This window comes from Ureibacillus massiliensis 4400831 = CIP 108448 = CCUG 49529 (assembly GCF_000772965.1).
In the GTDB taxonomy this organism is placed as follows: domain Bacteria; phylum Bacillota; class Bacilli; order Bacillales_A; family Planococcaceae; genus Ureibacillus; species Ureibacillus massiliensis.
Genome location: NZ_JPVQ01000023.1, coordinates 1 through 26747 on the forward strand (window position 1 = coordinate 1; position 26747 = coordinate 26747).

A 26747-nucleotide genomic window follows, 5' to 3' on the forward strand; every position below is an offset into this window, starting at 1 on the left:
TTTTTATTTATGAAATTTTTTCAAACCCCAACAAATATTATAGAGCCTTAAAAATCACAGTTTCTTACCTTCTTTTAAAAATAAAAAAAACTAGGTAATCACTTAATTTAAGTGCTTACCTAGCCATTTAGCTGAAATGAAAATCGATCACTTCTATATAAAATCTCGGTATATTCTAATTGGATATTTCGATCTTTATCCCAATTATCTGATTCTACTAATATTAATGGTACCAAGTTTTCACAATGTAGCATGAGTCTCTCATATTTTCCTGGGAAAATTGTTGATAGTCGCGTGAATTTACTTTCAAAACGTTGAATTCCGTTTAACTTATAAAACTGATAAATTGAAGATAGTTTATTCTGTTCTTTTTTTATTTCCGGAAAGAGCTCTGAATTCACATAGGAACGATGAATTGCAGCTGGCTCTCCATCGATATATCTTAGTCTTTCAACAATATATAGTGAAGCATTTTCTACCATTTGTATGGATTTAAAAGCCAAATCGTTTTTATCGATTTGTTCAAGCCGAGTTAAAATGGAACGATAGTCCTTCGTCTGTTGTTTCATTTTTTCACTAAAACTTACATCCCCAGTCAGTACTATATCGAGTAATTTCTTTTTGGGTTTTACGAAATGCCCAATACCTTGTCTTGATTCAATTAATCCCATTTGTTCGAGATAAACATACGCATCTCTTACTCGTTTCCGAGGGATTGAAAATTGTTCAGCGAGCATATTTTCGCTTGGTAGTTTATAATTTTCTTTGGATTTAGTATTCAGAATTTTTTCTATTAGGTAATCTCGCACTTCAATTTGTTCCATTACCCCACCCTCTAAAAACCTAGAATATTTACTTCGTTTCTACAGGTAAAAATAATTCTTTTATTTCTTTCCAATTACGAACCCTTCTGAATTCGTTGCAATATTCATTGTAGCTTTGTGAATATAGGATCCCTTCGCCGGAAAAGGATCTTAGCTGTCTTACGTTATCATCAATTAGATAATCTGCTTTTACTACTTTTTTATCTCCACAGAAAATAAAGTGAGCCGGGTTTAAAAATGGGAAATGTTCTAATAACCATTCATATTTCGCATTAAAGCACCCCGGCACATCCATAGCTGCAGTTGCGATATAAATTTCATAATGTTGATTTAGTTCTTTTAAAACAGGGACTGCATCTTCATCCTCTAATTCAAAATCTCGGAAAAAATCCGGCTCATTAATCATATAATAGAATTCTTTTGCTAGATTTGGATATTGAGCTTCAAGTTTTGCAATTTCAAAATCTTCTCTGGCAACATTTAAATTAAAACGTTTATTCACTTCTCGATGAGCTTTCCCAATAAAATCCGCTAATACTTGGTCCATATCAACAGCTATACTCTTCATGAATACCTCCAAATAATAGGTTTATATCTTTAGTCTAAAAAAGAAATAGACGAAAGACAAACGATAATGAACAAATTTACATATTCTTTACCAACCAACAAAAAAAGTGACAAAAGCGTAATATATACACTTTCGTCACTAGTTACATTTAAATTAATTTGCTGGACTTTCTTCAGGAGTGGTCGGTTTATTTCCTTTGTCTTTTGATATGATTTGGAGTACAAACATTAGACCGAATACGACTAAACCACTAATATCTGAAACACGCTCTGGATAAATCATTGCTAGACCAGAGACTATTACAATAATTCGTTCAATCCAGTTAATTTTACGATACCAGAATCCAATTACCCCAGCACCAATTGCAATCATACCTAGTATTGCTGTGATTAACACCCAAACAACTTGTAGTATTGTTACATCAATCATAAGTAGTTCCGGTGATAATACAATGATGTAAGGTATAATAAATGCCGCAATTGCCAGTTTTGCAGAGTTAACCCCCGTTTTAATCGGATCTCCACCGGAAATACCTGACGCTGCGAATGCGGCAAGAGCAACAGGTGGTGTAATGTCGGCAATAATACCAAAGTAAAATACAAAGAAATGAGCAGATAATAAAACTGTAACTGGTATTAACGCCTGCGAAACGTCCGGCGCTAATAATGTAATAATTGCAGGCGCCGCAATTGTTGATGTAATTACATAGTTAGCTGTTGTTGGTGCCCCCATACCTAAAACAAGGGATGCGATCATAACAAATACAAGTGTTAATAGGATATTGCCTCCAGCTAAATCAACTAATGTATTTGCTAAACTTAAGCCTAAGCCTGTTTTAACAACAACACCAACGATAATCCCTGCACAAGCCGTCGCTGCAACTACACCAAGGGCAGTTCGAGCACCATCTACCAATGCTTCTACAAATTCTTTTGGTCCAAATTTTACTTCTCTATTAATGACCCCAACAATAATACAAGCGACAATCCCATATAAAGCTGCATGTATAACAGGAGTCCCTGATACCATCAGAACGATAATTAAAATAATAGGAATTAAAAGATATAATTTTTTAAATACTTCTTTACGGTTAGGCATTTCATCATCTCTTAAACCACGTAAGCCTAAACGTTTTGCTTCAAAGTGTGTCATTATCCAAATTCCCGCAAAATATAAGATAGCCGGAATTAAAGCTGCCTTTGCAATATCCCAATAAGTCACACCACGTCCGATAAATTCAACCATTAAAAACGCAGCTGCACCCATAATTGGTGGCATTAATTGTCCACCTGTAGAAGCTGCAGCCTCTACCGCTCCTGCAAACTCCTTCTTATACCCGAGTTTTTTCATCATTGGAATCGTATAGGAACCAGATGTTACTACGTTTGCAACAGAACTACCAGAAATAGTCCCTTGTAAAGCTGAAGAGAAAATTGCCACTTTAGCAGGACCACCAGTTAATTTACCTGCAACCGATACTGCTAAATCATTAAAGTATTGTCCAACTCCGGTTTTAACAAGGAATGCACCAAATAGTAGAAAGGCAAAAATATAAGTTGCTGATACACTAATAGGCGTCCCTAAAATACCATCTGTTGAGAAGTACATTAGGTTTACAATACTTTCTAATGATTGACCTCTATGAGATATAAAATCAGGCATGTTTCTACCAAAGAATGCATAAAGCAAGAATAAAACAGCGATTATCGCTATTGGTAAACCTACTGCACGTCTTGCACCTTCCAATACTAAAAGAATGACAATTAGACCAACAATAAAGTCCAATTGATTAATTTGTCCAAGACTCGTTACTAGCCTCTCGTAATTCAATGTCCAATAAAGACCGGAAATAGCCGACAAAATCGCTAATATATAATCATAGAAAGCAATTTTTGTTTTCGAACCTTTTTTGCGAGCAGGAAATAATAAAAAGATAAACGTTAAACCAAAACCTAGATGAATCGTTCTTTGGATGTACGCAGTAAATTGCCCAAAAATAGCTGTATATAATTGAAATAATGAGAATGCTAGTAATCCAAAGAAAACAACCCATTTCATTATCCCCATTAAACGTCTAGTATTGGATTCACTATCGTATTTTTCCAACAATTCCTGCTGTTGTTCTAAAGTTAGTGTTTCTAATTGGTCTGTCGCAAGCTGTTTTTTCTCATTTCCCATCTGCTATCATTACTCCTCTCAGCTTGTCATATAAAGATATATTTTTTACTTCAAATAAATAAGAACTACCGCGAATTAACGATTTCTTTAAATCATACTCTTCTCCTTTATACTGGAAGAATAAGTCGTAATCCACATTTCCTATGAGCAATGTAAAATTGTCGATTGTTTTATCTTTATAAGACAATTTGTACTTCCCATCTTCAAAGGTTAATGTTTGATCCTCTTCAGCATGAGCTGGCATTCCAACATTTACATCTTCATACTCCATTGACACAAGCTTCAGTCTGTTTGAATCAGTTATTTCATACGTTTCTAAAACATCTGTCAAATGAATAGAATGAGTAAATCGTATTTGAAATAAATTGTCTTTTGAAACATTTATGTAATACATATGTGGATTATTCGTTCTTGTTTCTGTAAATGAGAAAACCTTAAATATCGGTATAAACATTACGACGATGATTAGAACGATTATAGTCGATATAAGGAGGGTTAACCGTTTCAAATGCACTCGCCTCAATTTTAAAGATTAGCTTAGTAATACGCTCATTCTGATAACCACCGTTTATCCAAAGTGAAAAAAATTTCCTTCATGTCAAAAAAGGGCTTGAAGTAGCGTTTGCCTTCAAGCCCTTCGCTTCACTTAATTATTGTTCGTCAAAGAATTTTTGTGCACCTGGGTGAACTTCAATTCCGACACCATTTAATGCAGTTTCAGCTTTAATTAATGATCCCTTAGCATGAGAGATTTTATCTGTATTTGCATAGATTGCTTTAGTAATACCGTAAGCAACTTCTTCAGGTAGATCTGTAGTAGTAGCAAGCATTGCTAATACTGATACTGTTGGTACTTCAGATTCTAAACCATACGTACCAGCTGGAATAGTATCAACTGCATAGTATGGATATTTTGCTATCAATGCTTCAGCTTTATCAGCAGCAACAGGAACGATACGAACATCAGCTGTAGCGCCTAATGCTTCAACTGCAGCAGTTGGATATCCTGCTGTGATGAATGCAGCATCGATTTGTCCAGATTGAAGACCGTCAGTAGATTCTCCGAAATCTAAGTTTTGAGGTTGGATATCATCCATCGTTAAACCGTGAACTTCAAGTAATTGTTCAGCATTTGCATAAGTACCAGAACCAGGAGCACCTACAGATACTTTTTTACCAGCTAACTCTTCATATGAAGTAATGCCAGAGTTTGCAGTAGTTACTAAATGAATTGTTTCTGGGTATAAAACACCAATTGCTACTAGGTTATCCATAGCAGCTCCATCGAACATTAACTCACCATTTTTAGCATAGTAAGCAATGTCAGTTTGCATAAATGCAACTTCAGCAGTGCCATCTTTTAAAGCATTAACGTTTGCAGTTGAAGCTTGAGAAACCTCAGCAGTTGTTTTAATGCCAGTTTCATCTGTAATTAAATCTGCAAAAGTACCACCAAGTGCATAATAAGTACCTTGCGTACCACCTGTAGCTAAGCTTAAGAACTCAATATCAGAAGTTGTTTCTGTTTCTGATGAAGTACCTTCTTCACCTGTTGTTTCTTCACTAGTATTCTCTTCTTCAGTAGCAGTTTCACCGCCGCCACAAGCTGCTAATACCATAATTAGCATTAAGCTTAACATTGTAAGCAACCAAAATTTACTGTTTTTCAAAAGAACCCCTCCTGTACAAATTTTGTTACAGTACAGTCTAAATGTAACAAGTAAATTACGAATGTGTCAACAAATTTTAATATTCTGTCAATAGATTAATATTGTTAATTCGAGTTTTAAATTACTTTTAACAGTTAGTTTTAAATATATCTGAAAAATTTATTTTTATAGAAATTTTAGATATATAGTTGATTGACCTTTATATAAGCATTTGTTATATAACATAATTATGTAAAAAGATGAAGCAAAATTAACCAAACTACAGGCTAATCGCTTCATCTTTTTAGTCATTATTCAATTGGCGTAATTACACCGCAGCCAATACGGCCACCTGATTCTCCTGATGGATCCGTCTTATAATCATCAGCATTTTCGTGAAGGACAATTGCACTTCCATCCTCATCTAATAATGAATTTGCCATCCCCTTCTGTAAAGTGAGATTCTTCGCTAAATATTCTGATGCTACAACACCATTTTCAGGAGTAACATTTGGCAAATCGCCAGCATGAGGTCCTTCAGGATTTTCTACACCATGTTTCATTTCCGTTGGATTAAAATGATCCCCAGCAGATTCAAAAGTTGGTGGTTCACATTTTCCTACAGCATGAATATGGATGCCACGCTCACCTTCTGGAACATCCTTTAAGTTAAGAGAAATCATAACCCCTTCATTACTTTCAGTAAAATTGACAACTCCTAATTCATTACCATCTGCATTCACCATTTTTGCTTCAGCTTGTAATGTTTCTGATGTTTCTGGAGTTTCTTGTGTTTCTGACGTTTCTGGGGCAGATACAGGTATTGTAGCTTCATCATTTTGACCGAATCCAAAGAAGCTACATCCGCTTAACAGAAGTACACTCAACCCTAGTAACAATAGGTTCTTTTTCATAAATATCCCTCCTATGGAACAATTATTACCAACAAAAAAAGGAAATATTCGCTCTTTGTCGAAATTTGTTGTTGATGCTAAATATTGGTCGGAATTTATAATCAAGTATTAATAGACGATATAATGTAAAAGGAGGGGTTCACATGGAATTAAGTTCTATTATGTCTACTCAGGTTGCTTCACTTCAACAAACCTTACAAATGAGTATTCTTGATAAGACCCTAAATTTAGGTGCAGAAGGTACTGCAAAATTGCTTGAAAGTATGCCTGAGCAACCCGCTGCTTCACATCCTTATAAAGGTACTGTCATTGACGTATCTGTGTGATGTAAAAAGAGCTTTGACATCAACTTGTCAAAGCTCTAGAAAACCGACAAAATACCTCGAGAGTTTAAATTATTGAGGTATTTTGTTAACTTTTGTATATAAATTACTTTTAATCTTTTCGAATTTATTTTTTAGCAATTGGTATACTCTATAGTCTTATTACCATAGTGTAGGTTTCACGACCATTAACCACAACATGATTAATAGTAGAAAAATATACATCCATGTCGCTTTCCGTAGTTTTTTAATAAACTGTTCTTTATTAAAATTTGACGTTCCAAAAGTTACTAAAGTTGGTTTAAATGCTTTCGCTAAAAAGACTATAGAACCTACCATTACAGCAATTGTCATAACAATCCATGAAGTTAGCCAAGTCCATGCACTTAGCCAAACTAATAATACCCCTGAAATGACTAATACATGTCCAGCATGCTTTACAACAGTAATTGAAATTTGAAAAGCTTGTACAAATCCACCTAGCTGCACTTCATCAGTGTCCTCCATCTTTTTTAACATAGGTAAAAGAGCCACTAGAGGTCCAATAGAAACTACGGCACTCACTACATGAATAAATATAACAATTGAAAATAACATTTTGTTCACGTCCTTTGCTTCCTTAGCAACAGTATACCATCGTGAAAGCGCTTAAAAATCGATAAATGAATGACAATTTCATGGGTCTGCTAGATATTTGTTTCAAACTAATAAACATTTTGTTAATTAGGTATTAATTATTTGTTAAATGAAATAAACTACATACAATAAAGAAATCAAACATTGTATGATGCATGTAGAAGCATATTTTAAAGTTATGCTTTATAAAAAGATTGGGAGTGATTATTATAGGAATCCATAAATTTTTCACAAGCTTGAATGATTTAGAACGTATTTTCCGTGCCCCAGGACGCTTCAAATTTGAAGAACATAACGTAGCAGCACACTCTTGGAAAGTTTCTCAATATGCCATGTTTTTTGGTACGTTAGAGGAAATGAATGGTGCTAATGTGGATTGGAAATCATTATACGAAAAAACGATCAATCATGACTTTGCTGAAGTATTTATCGGAGATATTAAAACACCAGTAAAACATGCAAGTGTAGAGTTAAAACAAATGCTTGCCCACGTTGAAGAAAAAATGATGGAAAAATTTATTCGGGAAGAAATACCTCCCGATTTTCAGGAAATTTTCTTTGAACGAATGAAAGAAGGAAAAGATGCAACATTAGAAGGGCGTTTACTGGAATTTGCCGACAAGCTAGATCAGTTTTATGAATCCTTTGCTGAATTGAAAAGAGGCAACACGGATAAGGAATTTGTTATTATGTATCAACAGGCTTTACTAAAATTATTACAAATGCCTCTCGAAGTAAGTGTGAATTATTTCCGAACAGAAATATTAAGTGATGTGATGGAAGAAGACACTCAAATAAATATCGCTTCTTTAACGAACGAAATATTGAATAAAATTAAATAAATTCACGCTCAAAGTTTTCCGCCTAAGGAAGGCTTTTTATTTTGTGTAAAATTATATTTGATATTTTAAATAAAAAGAATACATTATATTACTTTATAGTATTAAATGGTTGACTTTTTTCTTTAAATGTACTTACTTGCACTCTTTTTTCGAATCATATAATATAACAATAAAGCTGCGTTGTTCGTACAAATATTAAGTTTTAACCTTTGAACTGTAATAGGGAGTTTTAATCGAAGTTGGAATGGCGAGCGTCACACTGCGGTGAATGACGATATACAGGAAAGCTTCTGCGAACACCCACTTTGAGGAGTGGTGGTTTAAAACTTTTTATTAATAAACTACGGCAAGGCGGCTTTGCCATACATAATGTATAGCAAGGCTAAAAAACATCCCTTTCATGGGGTGTTTCAGACTGTAGACAAACTCAAAAATTTGAGATTGTCTACAGTCTTTTTCTATTTACAATCCATATTAAGAAATCGTCGTTACAGGCACTACCCTTTCCACGAGCACGGCCTCAGCCTTCACTCTCGCTACGCTCAAAGTCCAGGTTCTTCTGCTCGTGCTCATAGGAGTCTTCGCGCCTGTAACGAAAATCGACTTATATATACAGTAGTGTAACTTTAGGTGATGATCACCCTGATGACGAAAAATCAAATCAACGAAGGTGAACAATTTGAAATGCTAACCATTGAAAAGCTTTTACTACAGGACCATCAATTCCGCTTTATTCTGCTCTTTTATTATTTATAAATACCGTCATACCATTGTTTCGCCGCTTGAACTTCATTCATCGTTAATTGATGTCCCCGATTTTCCCAATAAATTTCAACAGTAGCTCCTGCACCTTCTAACAATTCCTTTAAATCCACTGATTCTTGTTGAGGGCAAATAGGATCGTTTGTTCCAGCTGCAATAAATATCTTTGTATCCGTTAATTGAGGCAATTCAATCCCTCTCCTTGGTACCATCGGATGATGTAAAATTGCACCTTTTAATGCATTTTCATAGTGGAACAATAAACTTGCTGCAATATTTGCCCCATTTGAATAGCCAATCGCCATGATATTTGAACGGTCAAAATTGTATTCTTTCGATGATGAATCTAAAAATTGATTTAATTCATTTGTACGGAAAATTAAATCTTCTATATCAAATACACCTTCAGCTAATCTTTTAAAGAAACGTGGCATACCATTTTCTAACACATTTCCTCTTACACTTAATACAGATGCTGTTGGGTCAACAATATCAGCTAAAGCTAATAAATCATTTTCGTCCCCACCTGTACCGTGTAGTAGTAATAATACAGGTTTATCTTTATTTGTTCCTTCTTTAAAAATATGTTGCACTTTTATTCCTCCCTTTCTTTAGAGGCTCTTACCTTAAATAAATTGCCAAGGAAATAAATATTTCGAGATTTATGTTATTCCACTTAATCCAACGTACGGACTTTAATTGGTATCAATGACATTTCTAGTCGATTACGATATTGTTCATATTGAGGTGGCAACATTAGCTGACTACCCATTGTTTCATACGTTTCGTCATGGGCAAAACCTGGTGGGTCAGTTGCAATTTCAAATAATATTTCACCAGATTCCCGGAAGTAAATGGCGTTAAAATAATTACGATCCTTTATTTCTGTTACTCGTTGACCATGTACCATCGCATATTCCTGCCATTCAAGATGATCTACATCATCTTTTGCTCGCCATGCAATATGATGTACCGTTCCGACTCCCATAGTCCCTCTAGTTCCCGTTATCATTTTTAAGTCAATAATGTTTCCAATATCCCCAGTAGCTTTAAAGCGTTTTAAGCCTCCTTCTTCCCCTACAACTTCAAGTCCCAAAACTTCAACTAATGTGTTCGTTGTTTCTTCTGGACGGCTTGAATAAAGAATAGCTCCTCCAAATCCTTTTATCGCTACTTCTTTCTTAATATCACCTATTTCCAAAGGATTTAGCTCACCATCATTGCGTTCAACAATTTCAAGATGAAGTCCATGAGGATCATCAAATTGTAAATATGTTTCCCCGAACCTTTCCAACACGGCATAGTCTACATTAAATTTAGTTAATCGATTTTTCCAAAAGTCTAATGCACCTATTGGCACAACATAAGTAGTCACACCTACCTGCCCATCACCGATTTTACCATTATACGCATTTGGCCAAGGGAAGAAGGTAATAATTGAACCTGGCTTACCACCTTCATTTCCAAAGTATAGATGATATGTTCCTGGATCATCAAAGTTAACTGTTTTTTTCACTAAACGAAACCCTAATACTCCAGCATAGAAATCTACATTTTCCTGTGGATGACCGACAATTGCTGTAATATGGTGAATCCCTGAAGTTTGTTTTTTCATATTAAATCCTCCAATTTAATCCCAATTATTACTCGTATTCTTTCTCAAATTTTTTATCGCTTCGTACAGTATCAAAATGTCTAACTAAACCTTCAATCTCTTCTCGTTTACTTTCAAAGAATGGAGGTAAAGATAGTTTTTCTCCGAGTGTTTCATATGGCTCATCTTCCATAAAACCAGGGCCATCAGTTGCTAGTTCGAATAAAATGTGCGGTGCAACATTAGAATAAAGGGAACCGAAGTAAAATCTTTCAACATAGCCTGAGTTTGGAAGTCTGAACTCTTGAAGACGTTGTTGCCATTCATCTAATTCAGCTCGATTTTCCACACGGAATGCTGTATGGTGTACTGTGCCAAAGCCTTGTCTTGCCTGTGGGAGCACCGTATTATATTCCACAATGACTTGCGCTCCATTACCACCTTCACCCATTTCAAATAAAAAGAACGAATCTTCTTTAGCAACTTCTCTCATATTAAATACATTAATCAATAGTTCTTTAAAGTAATCTAAATAGGCAGTACGTACAAATATTGGCCCTAGTCCTGTAATTGCATATTCTAATGGGATAGGTCCATTTTGCCAAGGAGTCCCAGCTGCTACGCCTTTATTATTTTCATCTGAAATAAGTTGATATTGTTGATCATCAAAATCTACGAAGGACAATACTTTTTTGCCAAATTGCTCTTTGATCCCTGTATTTTTTACTCCAATACGGTTAAAACGTTTTAACCAATAGTCTAGTGCTTCATCGTTTGGTACGCGGAATGACGTTTTTGAAATTTCATTTGTTCCGTGTACGCCTTTTGGAATGCCAGGAAAATCAAAGAATGTCATATCTGTCCCAGGGCTCCCTACATCATCGGTAAAATATAGATGATATGTTTGAATGTCATCTTGATTTACTGTTTTCTTTACTAAGCGTAGTCCTAGTGTATAAGTAAAAAATTCATATATTTTTTCTGCGCTACTTGTAATAGCAGTTACATGGTGTATCCCTTTTAAATCGTTCATTCTCAATTCCTCCAAAATTTATAATTTATCTCGAATTCGAGATATATGTTTAAAAAATATAGATAGTTTTTCAACTATCATTATTGTGACTTCCTATTTCTTATTTATACTAAAGCAAAGAATTAATCGATTATGCAATTTAATTCGAAATTGAATATCTTTAATTCGAGATAAATTTATCATATATTTTTCATTCTGTCAACATACCCTAATCATTTTTATAAGCAATTTCGAAAAAGTACATGAAACATATTCAATTAAATTAAAAAAAGGAAATCCAATGAACCTCTTGGATTTCCCTTATAATTTATATTATGCTGCTGGGTTAACTTCTAATTCAACTTTGATTTTAATATCTTTACCAACAAGTACGCCACCAGTTTCAAGTGCAGCATTCCATGTTAAGCCAAATTCTTCACGATTAATTTTAGCTTCTGCTTCAAAACCATAAACTTCTACACCCCAAGGATTAGTACCTTTACCACCAAATTCAACTTCAAAAGTAACTGGTTTAGTTACATCTTTAATTGTCAAGTCACCAGTTAATTTGTAGTCATCTCCATCTTTTTCAATGCTAGTAGATTTGAAAGTGATGCTTGGATATTTTTCCACATCAAAGAAATCTGCTCCTTTTAGGTGGTTATCACGATCAGTGTTGCGAGTATTGATGCTAGCAACATCAAGTGTGAAAGTGATTTGTGCAGTTGTTAAATCTGATAAATCTTCTGCTTCTACCTCTGCAGTATAAGCGTCAAATTGACCTTTTACTTTTGATACCATCATGTGTTTTACTTCAAAGCCTACTTGTGAATGTGATTGATCCACTGTAAATTTTGCCATTTTAAAATTCCTCCAATTTGTTTGATTTTTCTTATCTCGACTTCGAGATATATGAAAAAAAATTTGAAAGCAGTTGTAATTAACCACCTTCTAAAGAATATACAAAATTAATCGATATTTTCCCTCGCCATTTTACTTCGAAGTTCAATATCTTCAATTCGAGATAAATTTATCATACATCAATTCCTCTTGTCAATACATCTGATAAAATTATTTTTCATAAAAATGAGACAATTGCTCCAAAAATGAGGAGCAATCGTTTACCATAGCCTATATCTCAGGTGTTTTTTTGAGCATAATAAGGTTGCTCCAGTTTAACTTGAAGCAACCCACCTATTATTTTTTCTTTCTAGATGTTTTTTCCCATTGAACTAAAGAAGGATATGGATCGAAGGCCCACTCGGTTTTACCATTAAATTTGTAAATTCCATAGTGTAAATGTGGCGGGAACTTCCCTGACGTACCTTCTTTCCCATAGCCAGTACTTCCAACTCCGCCAAGAAGCGTGCCTGGTTCAACAATATCTCCAACCTTTAAATCTTTATTATAATAGGCAAGATGTGCATAATAATGGTAACTATTATGATTATCCCGAATACCTATTCGCCAACCACCAAACTCGTTCCACCCCATAACCTCTACAACACCGTATGATGTGGAAACAACAGGCGTGCCATAACCTGCAAATATATCTGTTCCTTCATGAATGCGTCTTCCGCCCCAACCTCTGCTTGCCCCCCAAGTTCCACGATAGCTATAATTGTAGCCACGAACCGGCAATGGGAAAACATGGGTATCTAATTCGATTGTATCGTAATGTTTATAAAGTTTTGCTATGGTTAAAATTTGATTAATAACCTGTTCACTTTTGTAGTATTCCCATAAGGCCATTTTAAAGTCGTCTTCACTTGGCCCATATTGGCTCAAATACCGTGCCATTGTATACATAACATCATCATCGCTCTGATTGTCTGCTTTACCGTCACCATTTCCATCCAGACCTACGCCACCAAAGTATTGAATTGATGCTATTGATGTATCGGTTTGATTTGGATTAAAAGGTCCTGCCCAAACTTCATCTGAAAATTGAATGGCGACGACACTATCTCTTTTCGGGATATCCTTTCGAACGGATTGAATATTACGTTCATACTGATCAACTGCAGCTAGATAATGCCAAGGCACAAAAACGTCTTGATATTTCATATAATAGTCCATGCGCTGTTGCATAATTTCTTCCCCAGATGGTTCTTTTGCATTTGCTGATGCTTCATTTAAAAAAATTATGCTCCACAGCATGGGAAAAGCTAATAAGGGAATTAAAAACCGAACCAATTACGAAACCTCCTTTCCGTTCTAATTTAGAATAACCCGATTTTTTTAAACCATGTACTTTGGATACATATTGAAATTGATGTTGGTCAAACTAAAATTCAACATAATCAATTATTTCCGCATCGTATTTTTCGAGCAGTTTTTTCCAATTTTTAATAACTATGTGTTAGGATAAATATTAAAAAGAGATAAAAAATTGGGGGGAATATTTGTGGAGACTTTGAAAACTAAAGAACAATTTGAACAGTTGAAGAATGAAGAACGTGTCATTTTTATGTTTTCTGCAAACTGGTGTGGCGATTGTCGTTTTATTGAACCAGCATTACCATCTATCGAAGCAGATTATCCAGAGTATGAATTTGTAAAAGTAGATCGTGATGATTTTATTGATTTATGTGGGGAATTAGATGTTTACGGTATTCCAAGTTTTATCGCTTTTAATGAAGGTAAAGAAATCGGCAGGTTTGTAAGTAAAGATCGCAAAACACAAGAAGAAATTGAAGCATTTTTGGATGGGTTATCCAAATAAAATGAAAAAATCCCCACCGGATTTTAAGGTGGGGATAAGTTCTTTCACTTAACTAATGATACCCATTTTCACCAAAAGGCTGGAGCTTTTCTAGCCACTTTTCTTCAAGCTCTTTTAAAGCTTCTTTCATGTTGAAGTAAGGGTCTGATTCATCCTTTTTTAGCTTTTCTAATATCTCGATTGAAAATGCATTTTTTCCGAAATGATTCCAATCTTGTTGAAGCTCCTTATGATTAAATACATTATTTTCAAGGCTAAATTTAACCCCGTTTATGGTTTTTAAATTTGGCGTGCTGGCAATAAACACTTTTCCATTTTCATTATTTTTTATTTGATAAACTCCCGCAATAATCTCGACTTCCTGATACTGTTGTTTTAATTCCTTTTTTCGATTCATTTTTTTACCTCATTTTCTTTTCAACTATTTTTTCACCCAATAGGCACTGCCATCATCTTTTCGATCGATAAATCCGTACTCCACCAGGTATCTCCTTATTAACACATAATCCTCATATACTTCATTTAAAATCACGTTTAACTCTTTTTCTGTGTAAACTTTATCCATATTTAATCGATTAACTATTTCACGTAGAACAATTAAACGTTGTTTTTCTTTTGGTGGAAATTTTATAAGAGGTCCAGTTAATCCCTTTGGGAAAAACTTAACTAACACTTTTTCCTGCTCTTTTTCAGTAAAAGCATACCGATCATCTATCATCGTTGCATGTTTATGTGGGGCTACAAAGGCTGGGGCATAATCGTCTTTTTCCTTCAACAACTCCATAACTGCCAGCATCGTTTTTGCTTGTCGTTCTTTTTCCTTTAATACAAAACGATGATGACGAATTGTCGAACTACTACCTATCCCCATTTCTTCTTGTACTTCTTTATCACTTTTCCCTGCATAAAAGTGCTTCAAAAGCTCTGTTTGATGTTCAGTAAGACCCGTTATTTTTTTATCAAGATTAAGTAAATAGTGAAAAACAGATTCGTGTTTATTTTCGATGTGCAATCTCATAAATCGCTCTGCCTCATAAAGTACATTACCTTCTGGGTAGATAACACCTTTTTCAACCTGTTCGCCGCATAATAAGCATCGATATTGATTCGTGTCTTCAACAAAGCCGCGCTTTATTTCTTCTAAACTAGCGTTCCAAAAATCAATTGATACGTCCATTCATATTTTCTCCTATTATAAATTTAAACATTATAAAAATATGTTTATTGTTTTAGCAAACAAAATTTAATTTTGTTTTATTATCATCAATTTAACAAATCGAACGTGGTTAGTCAAGTTCACAAAGAAAAAACTACTCGATAGTCCTACGAGTAGTTTCACATTAATACATATCTAATACTTCTGCTCAATTCAAAGTTGTAACACCACTTAATATTTATGTAACATTTTTACAAATACATTAACATTTAGTGATGTTTTTATAAATCTACTAACCTCTCGAACTTTTAATAGTATACTTAACGTAACTATTGTATAAAAAGGTGGGGGAATGTATGAAAAAGCTATTTACACTATTTTTTACTGCATTATTAACGATATCATTTGCATTAGTTACAAATGCAAATAGTCTTGCTGCAAAAGACTATGTAGATTTTAATGAAGGTTTGTACTGGGCTGATGAAATGACCTGGGCAATTGATAAGGGCGTTCTAAACGGATACCCTACTGAAAAAAAGATTAAACCGAACAATACCTTATCAGAAGCACAATTCCTTACAATGTTATTCCGCGTATTGAATTCTGAAGAACTAGACACTTATATCCAAAATCTAAATACCAACGATTGGACGCCTCAATATGCAATGGCTAAGAAGTATAATCTTGCTGTTTCCTATAAAAATACAGCCAATTGGAATAAACCAATCCGTCGTGGTACTGTAGCAAAACTATTTGCTGAAAGTCTAACAGGTAAGGAAATGTCTGAAAACGAAGCTGTTCAATGGATGTACAACCAAAACATTAGTGATGGACAAGCAGATAGAAATGGCGACTTTCCAAAAACATACGACTCTTACCTACCGAATTCTACTTTAACGAGGGCACAGGTCGTTGTGTTTTTATACAATATCTCAACAAGCAAACAAATTGACCAATCCTTAAAGGTTATTGAAAGAAAAGATGTTGTTCAAGAGAAGTTAAATGAATTCTCATTTAATGGTATTGAAATAAATGACTCCATAGATAAAGTGAAACAAATTTATGGCGAACCAAAGCGTATAACTTATAACGATGACGGCTTAGAAATACACACATATTATCGAAACAATTATGATGACTTTTTGATTGTCGGTCTTGATGAAAGTCATCATGTTGCTTATTTATATTCTAACCAAGTATATACAGCAAGATATTATGGCTTGGATCTTCTTAACCAAGAAAGCATCACATCTATTTTTGGCAAAAGTTATTCAGATGAATTAACAAAGACAACATATCAAGGGAATAGTGTTACTTTTTATTACGATACACATCTTCAAGGTATGCCTGTTAGAGCATTACAAGTTAAAGATCCAAATTGGTCCTTAACAGATGCAAATTTTGAAACAAGTGATTATTTAATCTTTGATGTAACGAATAGTTACCGAAATGTCTACAATTTAAAACCATTAAAATGGTTCGAACAAATTTCGAATACAGCTTACAAACATAGTAAAGATATGTATGATAACAATTTCTTCGACCATACAAATTTACAGGGTCTTGATCCATTTGATCGAATGGCAAAGGATGGTTTAGATTCATTCTCCTATGCGGGTGAAAATATTGCGATGGGTTATACAAATGGTATTGATGCTACTGAAGGATGGATGAATTCTAAAACTGGTCATAGAGAAGCGATTTTAAATGCTAACTTCACCCATTTAGGTGTTGGTTCTTATCATTGGTTCTATACTCAAAACTTCTATACACCACAATGATACAATCTATTCTAGATCAAATGTCTCAAGCTTATTGCACACAAGGCAATAAGCTTTTTCCTATTTTCGAGTAATAAAAAAGTCCTTTTATCCTAACGACTATTTCCCAAGATGTAAGAATACATATATATGACAACACTTTATATTGGGGGTATTTGGTTGGGAAATGTAAAGGCATTCGCAACATTTCAGCAAGTTGGTGAAGAGATTTACCGAACAAATACGTATCTACAATTTGGCTCATCAAGAAAGTCCCTAGGTGCAGTTGTCATGTTAAATCCCGGATCTTCTCAATTAAAAGGAGAAGCACGGAAAAAGCTCTCGATGAATGGTTCCCATACGGATGAAACAACGATTGATGAAACGATGAGACAGCTTATTCAATTTATGGAGAATACTCATTCCAAATTAAATGGAAGACTCCATATTTACAATCTGTTCTATGTGAAAAAAACAAATAATAAAGAAGCGATAGCGCTTTTCGAACATTTAAAGAATACAGGGAAATATCCAACAATTTTTCCTCCCTGCTTACTTGAATTACAACAACATCCGTGGATATTGATTGGCTGGGGAGTTGAGAAAAAGAAAAGTTGGGTTCATTTTGAAAGGGAAAAGGCGAGATGGCTTGAACTTATAAACGATAGCGGTGTTCCTTATTTTGGTGTCTTATCGAAAGAAAATGAATTTTATCATCCTAGTCCGAACAATTCGGATAAAGCTTTAAGACTCCAACAATTAGTTGCGGTCTATAACAAAAAAATAAAACTAAATACACTCCTTAAAAAAAATTAACGTTCACATTAAAAAGAGCCGATATATTAAATTTTCGGCTCTTTCTTTAATTTTATTGGTTATTTAAATTCCGCTTATTTTTCTTCATTCGATCTACCATAAATCCACCTTTAAAGGATTTCGGCTCATATGAAATGATAAACGCTCTTGGCTCAATGGATTCAACTAGTAAAAACAACTCTTTTTCACGATTTCGCTTTGCTAAAATTTCGTATTTATAGCGATCACTGTCGCGTCCTTCACCAATATACGTGGTTAATGCAAAGCCATTTGCACGTATAGAATCGATCAGCTCTTGGTTTTTATTTTGAGTGTTAATTGTAATATAGACGTAGCCAATAGCCAATTTATTTTCTATTCGTGTTCCTAAAAACATCCCTAAACCAAAGCCAACTGCATATACAACCATTGCTAGTAAACTTTGATCACCATTAAATACCAGGGAAAGACCAAATACATAAATTAGCATTTCCATAATGCCAAAAATTGCTGCTAAAAACGTAATGTTTTTTACTAAAAATATTGTCCTTAATGTTAGTAATGGTACATAAACTAATTGCAATATTAGTATCAATACTATATTCACCATATAAAACGCCTCACTAGTAGTTGTATATTTTATAATTTACCCATCGTAATGCAATGTAATGTACTCAGTAAAATAGAAAACATGCCTTATTTTCGACTTACCTTAGATAAATTTTTTAATACGTTCTTTCAATTATTTCTTGGGGAATTTATGCGATTACTCGCTATTAAGCATCCATTTTACTTGAATCATATGGAATTAACAACCCATAGGACTCTCTCCCTTTTGATGTAAAATGCTTTGTATTTATTATAAAAAAGCACACTAAAAACAATATAAAATAGAGCTCTTCAAATTTAATAAGAAAAAGCAGAACGTTTAAATAGACATCCTGCTTTCTATTGATTTAATTTATTAGCGCTTCCTTTATCTCCTCAATTTGTGCAAGATGCCGTTTTTCGTGATACCCAATAAAGGAAATCCATTGCCCTAACGTCAGAGAACTGAAAACTGGATGCGGCATTGCCATTTCAGTTAAATCCTGTTCGCCATAGGTTTTATATTTCCTTACGATTATATCCCTTGTACCTTGCAGCTTTTCTTTTAATGTTACCAATGATTGAAATTCTTTGTTGGGAACTAAAAATTCTGGTGCATCCACTTTCTGTGAACGATCAATTATTAAATGAACCCTTCTTATCTTGACTGGATTCTTTTCATCAACCTTTTTGATATCAGGAAAGCTATCTATTGCGACTTTTTCCATTAAATAAAGGTGCTCCAAAACTTGTGCAATTGTCCATGTCCCCTCTGCTACTACCATGTTCAACTGCTCATCTGAAAGCCCCTTCACACTTTCCCATATTTCTCCCCTAACTTTTTGTGCATTTTCCATAACCAACACCCCTTTTTTTTGATTACTGTTATTCTATTAAACATCTTATTTGATTAAAACGGTACTCAAAAGAAAAAAGAGTGAGAAAAAATTCTCACCCTAAGCACTATTATTTTATTTTGGAGGTGATGGTACGTTGAGATTAATAGCATTGGAAGAATAAGATTCTGTTACGGTTTAGAGAATCAAAAACCCAGCCTCTTCTTCCCCCTCTCCAGCGGAAGCCGATGATTGAGTTACCGAAAACAAGCATCGGGAAAAACCAAAAACTATTACCGTTTCTCATCCAAACAAACGTATTACGGAACATGCAGCGTCTAATGCTACCTACACCACCACGTCGGGAAAACTCCTGTTGCTGAGTTGTTGTGAAAGTTTGTGGTGTGAAGCTTGGTGGTGGTGCTGTTGGCGGGCTTAATTGACTACCTACATCAAATGGTGGTGTACCTGGGAAACCTCCTGGCTCGCCTCCCGGAAATCCTCCTGGAAATCCTCCTGGAAAACCTCCCGGAAATCCCCCTGGAAAGGATGGACCTCTGCCATCACCATCAAATTGAACTAAATAATCATCATCAAAATCAAAAGGATTCAATTCTGTAACCTCCTTTCTTCATAACTATCTTCAATTTATGTAGAAGGAAAGTGCCTAACAAGGGTTATCGCCCTTCCACGAATGTCTTTTTATAATGAAAGCCCATTTATATAAAGGAAAGTGGTTTCGCGAAAAGGTGAGGTTAGAATTTTTAATTTTGAATCCCCTAAAGAATCCTCAAATACTTTCAGGAAAAAGGTTGTCCCTAGATAAACCTGAAAATTAACATTTCTAGTAAAAAATAAATAACTTAGGAATATTATCTTAAAAGTTGAATATTTATTTATAGTCAGTATCTTTTTGAGTAATTGGTAGTGTTTTAACTTCAAGTTTTACATAGTCACTCAAACTATCAACATGAAGGAGCTGATGAAGATACTTCAATTCGTCATCCCAAAGAAAAACTATAGTCTCTGTTTAGTAAATCCACGCGAACATGATTTATTTAATCTTTATATTAAATACTCTGGTTTTTCAACAGAAAATAAAATTCAGATTAATTATGAACCTACCTTAATGATGACAGATATTCTATATGGTGAAAGTTACGCTATTTTAGAGGAAAATCATGATTGGGACGTAGACACAACATTTTACTATGAAACACTTTATGTATCTAATGATGGCATTGTATTACAAAAATTTTATCGAAATGAATTAAAAAACGTTCGGACTCTACATGCTCATCCATTATTTACAACACCTATTTGGGAAATTGAAGAAACATATTATGAATTAATTGATCCAGAGGATATAATCCGCATTGTCTTTAAAGATATTTATGCAAAGGAAGCCCCTGCAGACTCAAGTATTTATCGTGAACTTATTAGTAAAAGCGAACTTTTCGAGCCTTTTTTTGAAGATTTGTATACAGAGATGGGACGCTTTCATCGTGGGGATAAATGCTATTCAAGAGAAAAATGGGACTTTGCAGAACTTCTTCAAGCAAATTATCATGTTCAATTTGTTCAATCAGAGGGATCTGATATTATCTTGTCAAATTGTTCTGGGTTAATGAAAACATTGAAGCTTTCAAAACAACAAATGGCAGAGTATTTTATCAAATTTCTTAAATAGACCTGTCTATAATTCGACCTATTATATAAAATAAACCAATTATCTCTTCGAACGTTTCGAAGAGTTTTTTTATTTTCAAGTGTAAACCAATGATTCCCAATATCACTATTAAACTTTTAGATTTTTTATTCTGCTTAAATGTATTAAATTCTCTTGTTATAGGATTTTCATTGTAGCTGAGTCGATTATACCATTTATTTTTTTATAATTTTATGACATTTTTTTCTATTTAGTGATTATAATATTCTACCTCCTATCATAAGTTTTAAAAAAACAAGTTTCATAGCATAACTAAAGGAGGGGTCTTTACATGTTTCTAGCTTTTATCCTTCTAGCGGCGTTTTGCCTATTTATTGGATTTAAAACAAAAAGAATGTTTTACTTAACCGTTCCTGTAATCGCATTCATTGTCTATTTTATTGTTCAAATTGCAATGGTACCACTACCTTTTATGGATACCGTTAAATTTATCTTTAGTTTACAGTAGTCAACTAAAAAATTATTAAGCGCCCTCATTCACAGTTAATTCCATCTTTTTCGTTGTGACTAAAGTGATCGAAGGTTTTCCCTTTGCCTTCTTTTGAAGAACAAAGTGAAGATAGATATTTTACTAATCTAATTGGTTAACGATGGAAGGAGGAGTTTTTAAACCTATCAGCTATTATTTTTTGTCACTGTTAAAGATTATGGGGAAATTCAATAAATAGGGGTGATATTGTGAAAAAGATCGATAAAAGTGTTGCAGATGCTTACTTTCGTGAAAAGAACAAATATATGATTATCTACTTTATCATCTGGGCTCTTGTATCCTTTGGAGCAGTTGCGATCGCAGAGCCATTAAGTACTTTTTCTTTTAACGGGTTCCCATTCCATTACTTTATGGGTGCACAGGGGGCTTTAGCTGTGTTTATTATTTTACTTTTCGTCAATGCAATCGTTGGGGATAAAATCGATAAAAAATACGGTATTGATGAAACCAAGAATGAAGAAATCGGTAAGCAAAGTACACAAAATCATTAAGGGGAAATTTCTTTTAGAAAAGGGGGATGACTATTGGATATACAATTTATAGTTTCGACGGCTCTCATTTTAGCGACATTTGCATTGTATATTGGTATTGCAGTCTATAATAAAGCGAACGTCACTTCGGATTTCTATGTTGCTGGTCGTGGAGTACCTCCGTTATTTAATGGTATGGCTATCGGTGCTGACTGGATGAGTGCGGCCTCATTCATCGGTATGGCTGGTACTATTATGGTACTTGGCTATGATGGATTAGCTTATATTATGGGGTGGACTGGTGGTTATTTACTATTAACGTTCCTACTCGCACCTCAACTAAGAAAATCTGGCAGTTATACAGTTCCGGAATTTATAGGAGACCGCTTCAAGAGTAATACAGCACTTATTATTGCGGCAATTTGTACAATTATTATTAGTTTTACTTACTCCATCGGACAATTATCTGGCTCCGGTGTAGTAATCGGACGCCTTTTCCAAATTGATGCTGGCATCGGAACAATGATTGGGGTAGTTTTAATTGCCATCTATGCAGGTTTTGGTGGTATGAAAGGAATTACTTGGACGCAAGTTGCGCAATATATCGTATTAATAGTTGCTTATCTTGTTCCTGTTATCTTCATGTCTCTTCAAATTACAGGTAATCCACTACCATGGTTATCCTATGGTGAGATTGTTAGCAATTTAGGAGAACTAGATAAAGCCCTTGGATTATCCGAGTACTTCGCTCCGTTTTCAAACGGAACAAAGTGGCAATTCCTTGCACTAATGTTCACGTTAATGGCGGGTACTGCTGGTCTTCCACACGTTATCGCTCGTTTCTATACAGTATCAACGATGAAAGCAGCACGTTGGTCAGGCGCTTGGGCATTACTGTTCATCTCATTACTATATTTCTCTGCACCTGCATATGCAGCTTTCTCTCGCTTCATTTTAATGACTCAAGTAGCTGGAAGCAAAATTGCAGAACTTCCTGCTTGGACGAAAACTTGGGTAGATACAGGTTTATTAAAAGTAGCAGACCAAAATGGTGACGGTATTCTACAATGGACAGAATTAGTCATTGGAAATGATATCGTCGTAATGGCCACACCAGAAATTGCGAACTTAGGGATATTTGTTGTTGGATTAGTTGCTGCTGGTGCAATGGCAGCTGCCTTATCAACAGCAGGTGGTTTATTAATCGCCATTTCTTCTGCCTTTGCACACGATATCTACTATCGCATTATTAAACCGGATGCAACGGATAAGCAACGTTTAAATGTTGGACGTATTACGATCGTAATTGCGACATTACTTGCTGGTTTAGTAGCATTAAACCCTCCTGGGGCGATTACTCAAATCGTTGCTTGGGCTTTCGCACTTGCAACAGGTACGTTCTTCCCAGCATTAGTATTAGGCGTTTGGTGGAAACGTAGTAACTCAAAAGGTGTTATTGCAGGCTTACTAGTCGGTTTAGGTGTTACACTAGCTTATATTTTTGCTGCGAAATACGGTGGCTTTACAATTTTAGGTATCATTGATACAGGAGCCGGAGTATTTGGTGCGATTGCTGCCTTTGCTGCTAATATTATTGTCTCTTTAGCCACTAAGGAGCCTTCACAGGAAATTCAAGATTATGTAGAAAACTTACGCTATCCAGAGCAAATGACATACAAAGATGGCGAAGTTCATGTAAACGAATAATACTAAAAGACCCAGTCTCCATATCCTTTGGGGCTGGGTCTTCTTATATTCTTTAATTACTTTCTCTTAAATAAAGATGTGCTTCTTTATTAATAAACTCTGTATCAGGAATTCGCTCATTCTTCTTATTTAATGCGCTCATTCTATTGATAATAGGTGCTAATTTATCTTCAATCGGCTTATTCGATTGGAATTGGACACCATAAGAGTAAATACCACCAAATTCTTCTTCGATCCACTTTAGAAAACCTTCAATTTCGAATGGTTGACCCATTAAGGTAAATTCGAATTTAAATTTCATATTTGAGTTGATTGGCAGCTTTAAATTCGATAAATATTTAATCCCTTCTAGTCCGATATTATCTAATAAGATAGGTGTTGCGCCAACATCTACTTTTTGGTTATTTACTTCCGAAATAGTCATTTTCGCTAGAACGAAGTTAGGAAACTGAAATCTGAAAAACTTTCTTTTTTCAATACCACCTTGCTTGAAATTCAATTTATTTTTTGGCTTTAAATAGCCAATTTTCATAAGGTGCTCATATTCAGATTGGGATACTGGTGGGGAAAATAAATATCCTTGGATAAAATCACATTCCTGTTGCTTTAAAAACTCTATTTGATGTAATTCCTCTACCCCTTCTGCAACGACCTTCATCTCCAGAGTTTTTGCAAGATACAAAATTGAAGATATTATGCCCCTATCCATTTCATTTTCATGATGAATATTTTGCACAAACAATTGATCTATTTTTAATGTATCCGGATGGAATTTCCTTAATAAATCGAATGACGCATACCCTGTTCCAAAGTCATCAATTGCTATTTTTATTCCTAAATTCTTTAGTTCTTCAATTTTGGAAAGAACGATTTTATCGCTCCGTAATAATGTACTTTCCGTAACTTCTAGCTCAAGGAACTTAGCTGGAATATCATTGATTTGAAGCTGTTCTTTCACTAATTCAACTAGTCCATTACGCATAAAGCGAATTGGTGGGACATTTACTGATAATGTCCTTAGTAAAAAACCTTGTTCTTTCCATTCTTTTAACAATGATAGAACCCTTTTAATCACCCAATCCGTAATCAAGTTGATCGTTTGATTTTCCTCTGCGATAGGGATAAACTCACTTGGGGATATTGCACCCCATTCATTATGATTCCAACGTATTAAAACTTCCGCTCCGTAAATTTGACCACGTATTGGTTCAACTTTTGGTTGAAAATATAATTCAAACTCTTCATTTAAAATCGCTTTTCTCATGTCACGATCAAGTACGTATTTTTTGTAGGAAGAAATATCCTTAGAATATGTAAATAACTGATAGTTTCCCTTACCCTCTCGCTTTGCAAGATAAAGAGCTGTATGGGCATTTTCAATTAAACTAAGCTTTTCCTCTCCTTCTTCTGGAAAAAATGAAATCCCTATACTCATCGAAACATAGATTTCATAATCTTCAACTATAATAGGCCGCTCAACCTCATGAATTATTTTCTCAGCCAATTGAATTACTTGATCTTTATGGTGAAAAGCACTTTGGGTAACGACAAAGTCATTACTACTAATACGTGAAATATGTCCATTGGAAGGAAGTATGTCCTTAAGTCTATTCGCAACGATTTTTAAAACTTCATCGCCTATTTCATAACCAAGTGAGTCATTAATCATATTAAATCGGTCAATATCTAAATAGAGCAATGCAAAAGGTCTCCTATTTTCACAATAATAATCTAGTAATTCATAAAGGCTTTTTTGATTTGGCAAACCTGTTAATTCATCATACTTTTCTATAAAAATTAATTTTTCTTCGAGTTGCTTTTCCCTTGTAATATCATGAATGATTCCTAGAAGTTGCTCCACTTCCCCATTATTGTTGTACTTTATGGAAATTTGTTCTGATAACCACTTCACCTTTCCATTTCCACTAACTATACGATAGACAGCTTGCGCCTTATTTCTTTGGGAGAGCTGACTCTCAATAATTTGAGTAACTTCGCGATCTTCAGGGTGTATAAATGTTGTAAAAGTTCGCTTATTAACTTTTTCTAAAGAGACTTCAAAAATACTTGCGATATTTTTAGAAATGAAAGAAAAGTCCCCGTTGATGGAATTTTTCATCCAAACTCCAGTATTCAATCCATCAAAAAGGTCACGTAGGCTTCCTATTGTGCTCAATTTCTCTGATACATTTTCAATGATCAGGTAAACACCTTCGACTTCATTGTTCTCTTGTTCAATAGGGATAAATGTTAATAAAAGATCATATTTCTCTTCTTGAAAAGTAAAATTTATAAGATGCTTTTCAATTTTTCCTTCTAATGCTTGTTCCATAGTAAGCGCTAATGATGTATATGTATCTGGAGGCAGTATTGTTTTTAACTCTCTCAAATGATTTGGTTCAAACCCTAGAATATTTTTTATTGCTTCATTATTGATTGAAAATATGCTTTTGTCTGTTGCAAAGATGATTGTTGTATTCGGTTGGTATTTTGCAAATTTCGAACAATAATATAGGATATTCTTTTCTCTTACGGTTTCCATCTGAAGATCGGTTTCACCTTTATTTAAAATTTTCTTTATTATGTTAGATTTTTTTGAATTACCAAACAAACCAATACCTCCCATCTATAATTTGCATTATATACAATGTAGCAAATAGTCTATTAGTTTATATTTATAATATTAATTAAATAGGAAATTAGACCTTTTGTAAATATTGGGAGAACAACTTTTTATTTTGGATTTTTTTAGAGAAAGATGAGGTTTCGATAACTTTAACAATCTAAAGGGGTCTCTAGGTTTATTTAAGTCAATATTCTCAAATTACTATGCTAAAGCGGGTAGCACAGTTGTAGAAAAAAAAGCATTAAAATAATTTCTAATTTTTAAAATTTTTTTCTAAAGGATATATACATCTTAAAATTTTTTACCTATATTATTAGTAGTAAATGAAACATCTCTAAATTTTTTTCGTATATATATTATAAAACTTACAATTCTTCTGGAGGGAAACAATTCTTATGTTTGATAAATTAAAGAAATCTTTATTTGGTAAAAGTCATCGTCGTTATTCTTATTCTTCAAGCCATAGAGGATACTCCCATCGCGATAAATATTACGGCCACAAGCATTATAAAAGAAAGCGTAGAAGCTTTAGCTCAGGCTTCTTCGGATCTAGAAGTCGTAGC

27 protein-coding genes and 1 other RNA gene are annotated in these 26747 nt (G+C 34.2%); 10 read left to right on the plus strand and 18 right to left on the minus strand.

The annotated features are described in order from the left end of the window. Positions 1-119: 119 nt before the first annotated feature. From CD30_RS12170 to CD30_RS12195, 6 genes are all read right to left on the minus strand, one after another. A complete protein-coding gene (locus CD30_RS12170; protein WP_036177314.1) occupies positions 120-824 on the minus strand; it encodes a GntR family transcriptional regulator in 705 nt (234 codons plus the stop codon). A gap of 28 nt (positions 825-852) precedes the next feature. Beyond that, positions 853-1392 (minus strand): 5' nucleotidase, NT5C type, encoded by a 540-nt coding sequence (locus CD30_RS12175; RefSeq protein ID WP_036177317.1) that lies wholly within the window; start codon positions 1390-1392, stop codon positions 853-855. Positions 1393-1545: 153 nt separating this feature from the next. Next, complete coding sequence (locus CD30_RS12180; RefSeq protein WP_036177319.1) at positions 1546-3570, minus strand: TRAP transporter permease; 2025 nt, start codon at positions 3568-3570, stop codon at positions 1546-1548. After that, positions 3560-4078 (minus strand): DUF1850 domain-containing protein, encoded by a 519-nt coding sequence (locus CD30_RS12185; RefSeq protein WP_036177321.1) that lies wholly within the window; start codon positions 4076-4078, stop codon positions 3560-3562. The genes CD30_RS12180 and CD30_RS12185 overlap by 11 nt, the downstream gene beginning before the upstream one ends. Positions 4079-4220: 142 nt before the next feature. Next, a complete protein-coding gene (locus CD30_RS12190) occupies positions 4221-5240 on the minus strand; it encodes a TAXI family TRAP transporter solute-binding subunit (RefSeq protein ID WP_036177324.1) in 1020 nt (339 codons plus the stop codon). A 290-nt stretch (positions 5241-5530) separates the two neighbouring features. Beyond that, positions 5531-6133, minus strand: coding sequence for a superoxide dismutase family protein (locus tag CD30_RS12195; RefSeq protein ID WP_036177326.1), 603 nt, complete (start codon positions 6131-6133; stop codon positions 5531-5533). A gap of 143 nt (positions 6134-6276) precedes the next feature. Here CD30_RS12195 and CD30_RS12200 point away from each other — a divergent pair, with 143 nt between their 5' ends. Then, entirely contained in the window at positions 6277-6459 is a 183-nt protein-coding gene (locus CD30_RS12200; RefSeq protein ID WP_036177330.1) for a putative motility protein, read from the plus strand. A 159-nt stretch (positions 6460-6618) separates the two neighbouring features. Here the strand turns inward: CD30_RS12200 and CD30_RS12205 are convergent, their stop codons facing one another. Continuing rightward, on the minus strand, positions 6619-7053 hold the full coding sequence (locus CD30_RS12205; protein WP_036177450.1) for a hypothetical protein: 435 nt from the start codon (positions 7051-7053) through the stop codon (positions 6619-6621). A 239-nt stretch (positions 7054-7292) separates the two neighbouring features. Between CD30_RS12205 and CD30_RS12210 the strand changes: the two genes are divergently transcribed. Beyond that, positions 7293-7934, plus strand: a complete 642-nt coding sequence (locus CD30_RS12210) for a YfbR-like 5'-deoxynucleotidase (RefSeq protein WP_170933659.1) — start codon at positions 7293-7295, stop codon at positions 7932-7934. Between the two features lie 169 nt (positions 7935-8103). Further along, a non-coding RNA gene (gene ssrS, locus CD30_RS19840) (6S RNA) lies at positions 8104-8296 on the plus strand. A 384-nt stretch (positions 8297-8680) separates the two neighbouring features. On the opposite strand, the gene CD30_RS12215 is transcribed toward ssrS, so the two are convergent. The 5 genes from CD30_RS12215 to CD30_RS12235 all read right to left on the minus strand — a co-directional run bounded on the left by CD30_RS12215 (position 8681) and on the right by CD30_RS12235 (position 13462). Then, positions 8681-9289, minus strand: coding sequence for an alpha/beta hydrolase (locus CD30_RS12215; protein WP_036177333.1), 609 nt, complete (start codon positions 9287-9289; stop codon positions 8681-8683). Positions 9290-9372: 83 nt separating this feature from the next. Next, complete coding sequence (locus CD30_RS12220; protein ID WP_036177336.1) at positions 9373-10311, minus strand: ring-cleaving dioxygenase; 939 nt, start codon at positions 10309-10311, stop codon at positions 9373-9375. Between the two features lie 28 nt (positions 10312-10339). Then, positions 10340-11323 (minus strand): ring-cleaving dioxygenase, encoded by a 984-nt coding sequence (locus CD30_RS12225; RefSeq protein ID WP_036177339.1) that lies wholly within the window; start codon positions 11321-11323, stop codon positions 10340-10342. 312 nt (positions 11324-11635) lie between these two features. After that, a complete protein-coding gene (locus CD30_RS12230; RefSeq protein WP_036177342.1) occupies positions 11636-12163 on the minus strand; it encodes a YceI family protein in 528 nt (175 codons plus the stop codon). A gap of 336 nt (positions 12164-12499) precedes the next feature. Then, positions 12500-13462 (minus strand): M23 family metallopeptidase, encoded by a 963-nt coding sequence (locus CD30_RS12235; RefSeq protein WP_036177453.1) that lies wholly within the window; start codon positions 13460-13462, stop codon positions 12500-12502. Positions 13463-13709: 247 nt separating this feature from the next. Between CD30_RS12235 and CD30_RS12240 the strand changes: the two genes are divergently transcribed. Then, positions 13710-14027: a thioredoxin family protein gene (locus tag CD30_RS12240; RefSeq protein WP_036177344.1), complete on the plus strand. Its 318-nt coding sequence runs from the start codon at positions 13710-13712 to the stop codon at positions 14025-14027. 52 nt (positions 14028-14079) lie between these two features. Here CD30_RS12240 and CD30_RS12245 read toward each other — a convergent pair whose 3' ends face one another. Then, positions 14080-14424, minus strand: a complete 345-nt coding sequence (locus tag CD30_RS12245; protein WP_036177347.1) for a GIY-YIG nuclease family protein — start codon at positions 14422-14424, stop codon at positions 14080-14082. Positions 14425-14448: 24 nt separating this feature from the next. After that, the gene (locus tag CD30_RS12250; RefSeq protein ID WP_036177350.1) at positions 14449-15204 is read right to left on the minus strand and encodes a DUF2087 domain-containing protein; all 756 of its coding nucleotides are present in this window, start codon (positions 15202-15204) and stop codon (positions 14449-14451) included. 335 nt (positions 15205-15539) lie between these two features. On the opposite strand from CD30_RS12250, the gene CD30_RS19570 reads away from it, so the two are divergent. Together CD30_RS19570 and CD30_RS12260 are read left to right on the plus strand one after the other, a co-directional pair. Beyond that, a complete protein-coding gene (locus tag CD30_RS19570) occupies positions 15540-16964 on the plus strand; it encodes a CAP domain-containing protein (protein ID WP_052126186.1) in 1425 nt (474 codons plus the stop codon). Between the two features lie 159 nt (positions 16965-17123). Further along, positions 17124-17759, plus strand: coding sequence for a DUF1643 domain-containing protein (locus CD30_RS12260; RefSeq protein WP_036177352.1), 636 nt, complete (start codon positions 17124-17126; stop codon positions 17757-17759). A 52-nt stretch (positions 17760-17811) separates the two neighbouring features. On the opposite strand, the gene CD30_RS12265 is transcribed toward CD30_RS12260, so the two are convergent. The 3 genes from CD30_RS12265 to CD30_RS12275 all read right to left on the minus strand — a co-directional run bounded on the left by CD30_RS12265 (position 17812) and on the right by CD30_RS12275 (position 19775). Then, entirely contained in the window at positions 17812-18348 is a 537-nt protein-coding gene (locus CD30_RS12265; RefSeq protein ID WP_036177355.1) for a DUF2179 domain-containing protein, read from the minus strand. Between the two features lie 346 nt (positions 18349-18694). Then, positions 18695-19183, minus strand: coding sequence for a DinB family protein (locus CD30_RS12270; protein ID WP_036177357.1), 489 nt, complete (start codon positions 19181-19183; stop codon positions 18695-18697). Between the two features lie 142 nt (positions 19184-19325). Further along, positions 19326-19775 carry a hypothetical protein gene (locus CD30_RS12275; RefSeq protein WP_052126187.1) on the minus strand — a complete coding sequence of 150 codons (450 nt, stop codon included), beginning with the start codon at positions 19773-19775 and terminating at the stop codon, positions 19326-19328. 369 nt (positions 19776-20144) lie between these two features. Between CD30_RS12275 and CD30_RS12280 the strand changes: the two genes are divergently transcribed. The 4 genes from CD30_RS12280 (at position 20145) to CD30_RS12295 (ending at position 23558) form a co-directional block, all read left to right on the plus strand. After that, positions 20145-20852 (plus strand): hypothetical protein, encoded by a 708-nt coding sequence (locus tag CD30_RS12280; RefSeq protein ID WP_036177359.1) that lies wholly within the window; start codon positions 20145-20147, stop codon positions 20850-20852. A 310-nt stretch (positions 20853-21162) separates the two neighbouring features. Continuing rightward, positions 21163-21339, plus strand: coding sequence for a hypothetical protein (locus tag CD30_RS20320; RefSeq protein WP_036177362.1), 177 nt, complete (start codon positions 21163-21165; stop codon positions 21337-21339). 230 nt (positions 21340-21569) lie between these two features. Next, the gene (locus CD30_RS12290; RefSeq protein WP_036177365.1) at positions 21570-21872 is read left to right on the plus strand and encodes a DUF4212 domain-containing protein; all 303 of its coding nucleotides are present in this window, start codon (positions 21570-21572) and stop codon (positions 21870-21872) included. 33 nt (positions 21873-21905) lie between these two features. After that, positions 21906-23558 carry a sodium:solute symporter family protein gene (locus CD30_RS12295; protein ID WP_036177367.1) on the plus strand — a complete coding sequence of 551 codons (1653 nt, stop codon included), beginning with the start codon at positions 21906-21908 and terminating at the stop codon, positions 23556-23558. A gap of 52 nt (positions 23559-23610) precedes the next feature. Here the strand turns inward: CD30_RS12295 and CD30_RS12300 are convergent, their stop codons facing one another. Beyond that, positions 23611-26169, minus strand: a complete 2559-nt coding sequence (locus tag CD30_RS12300) for an EAL domain-containing protein (RefSeq protein WP_036177370.1) — start codon at positions 26167-26169, stop codon at positions 23611-23613. Positions 26170-26747 lie beyond the last annotated feature (578 nt).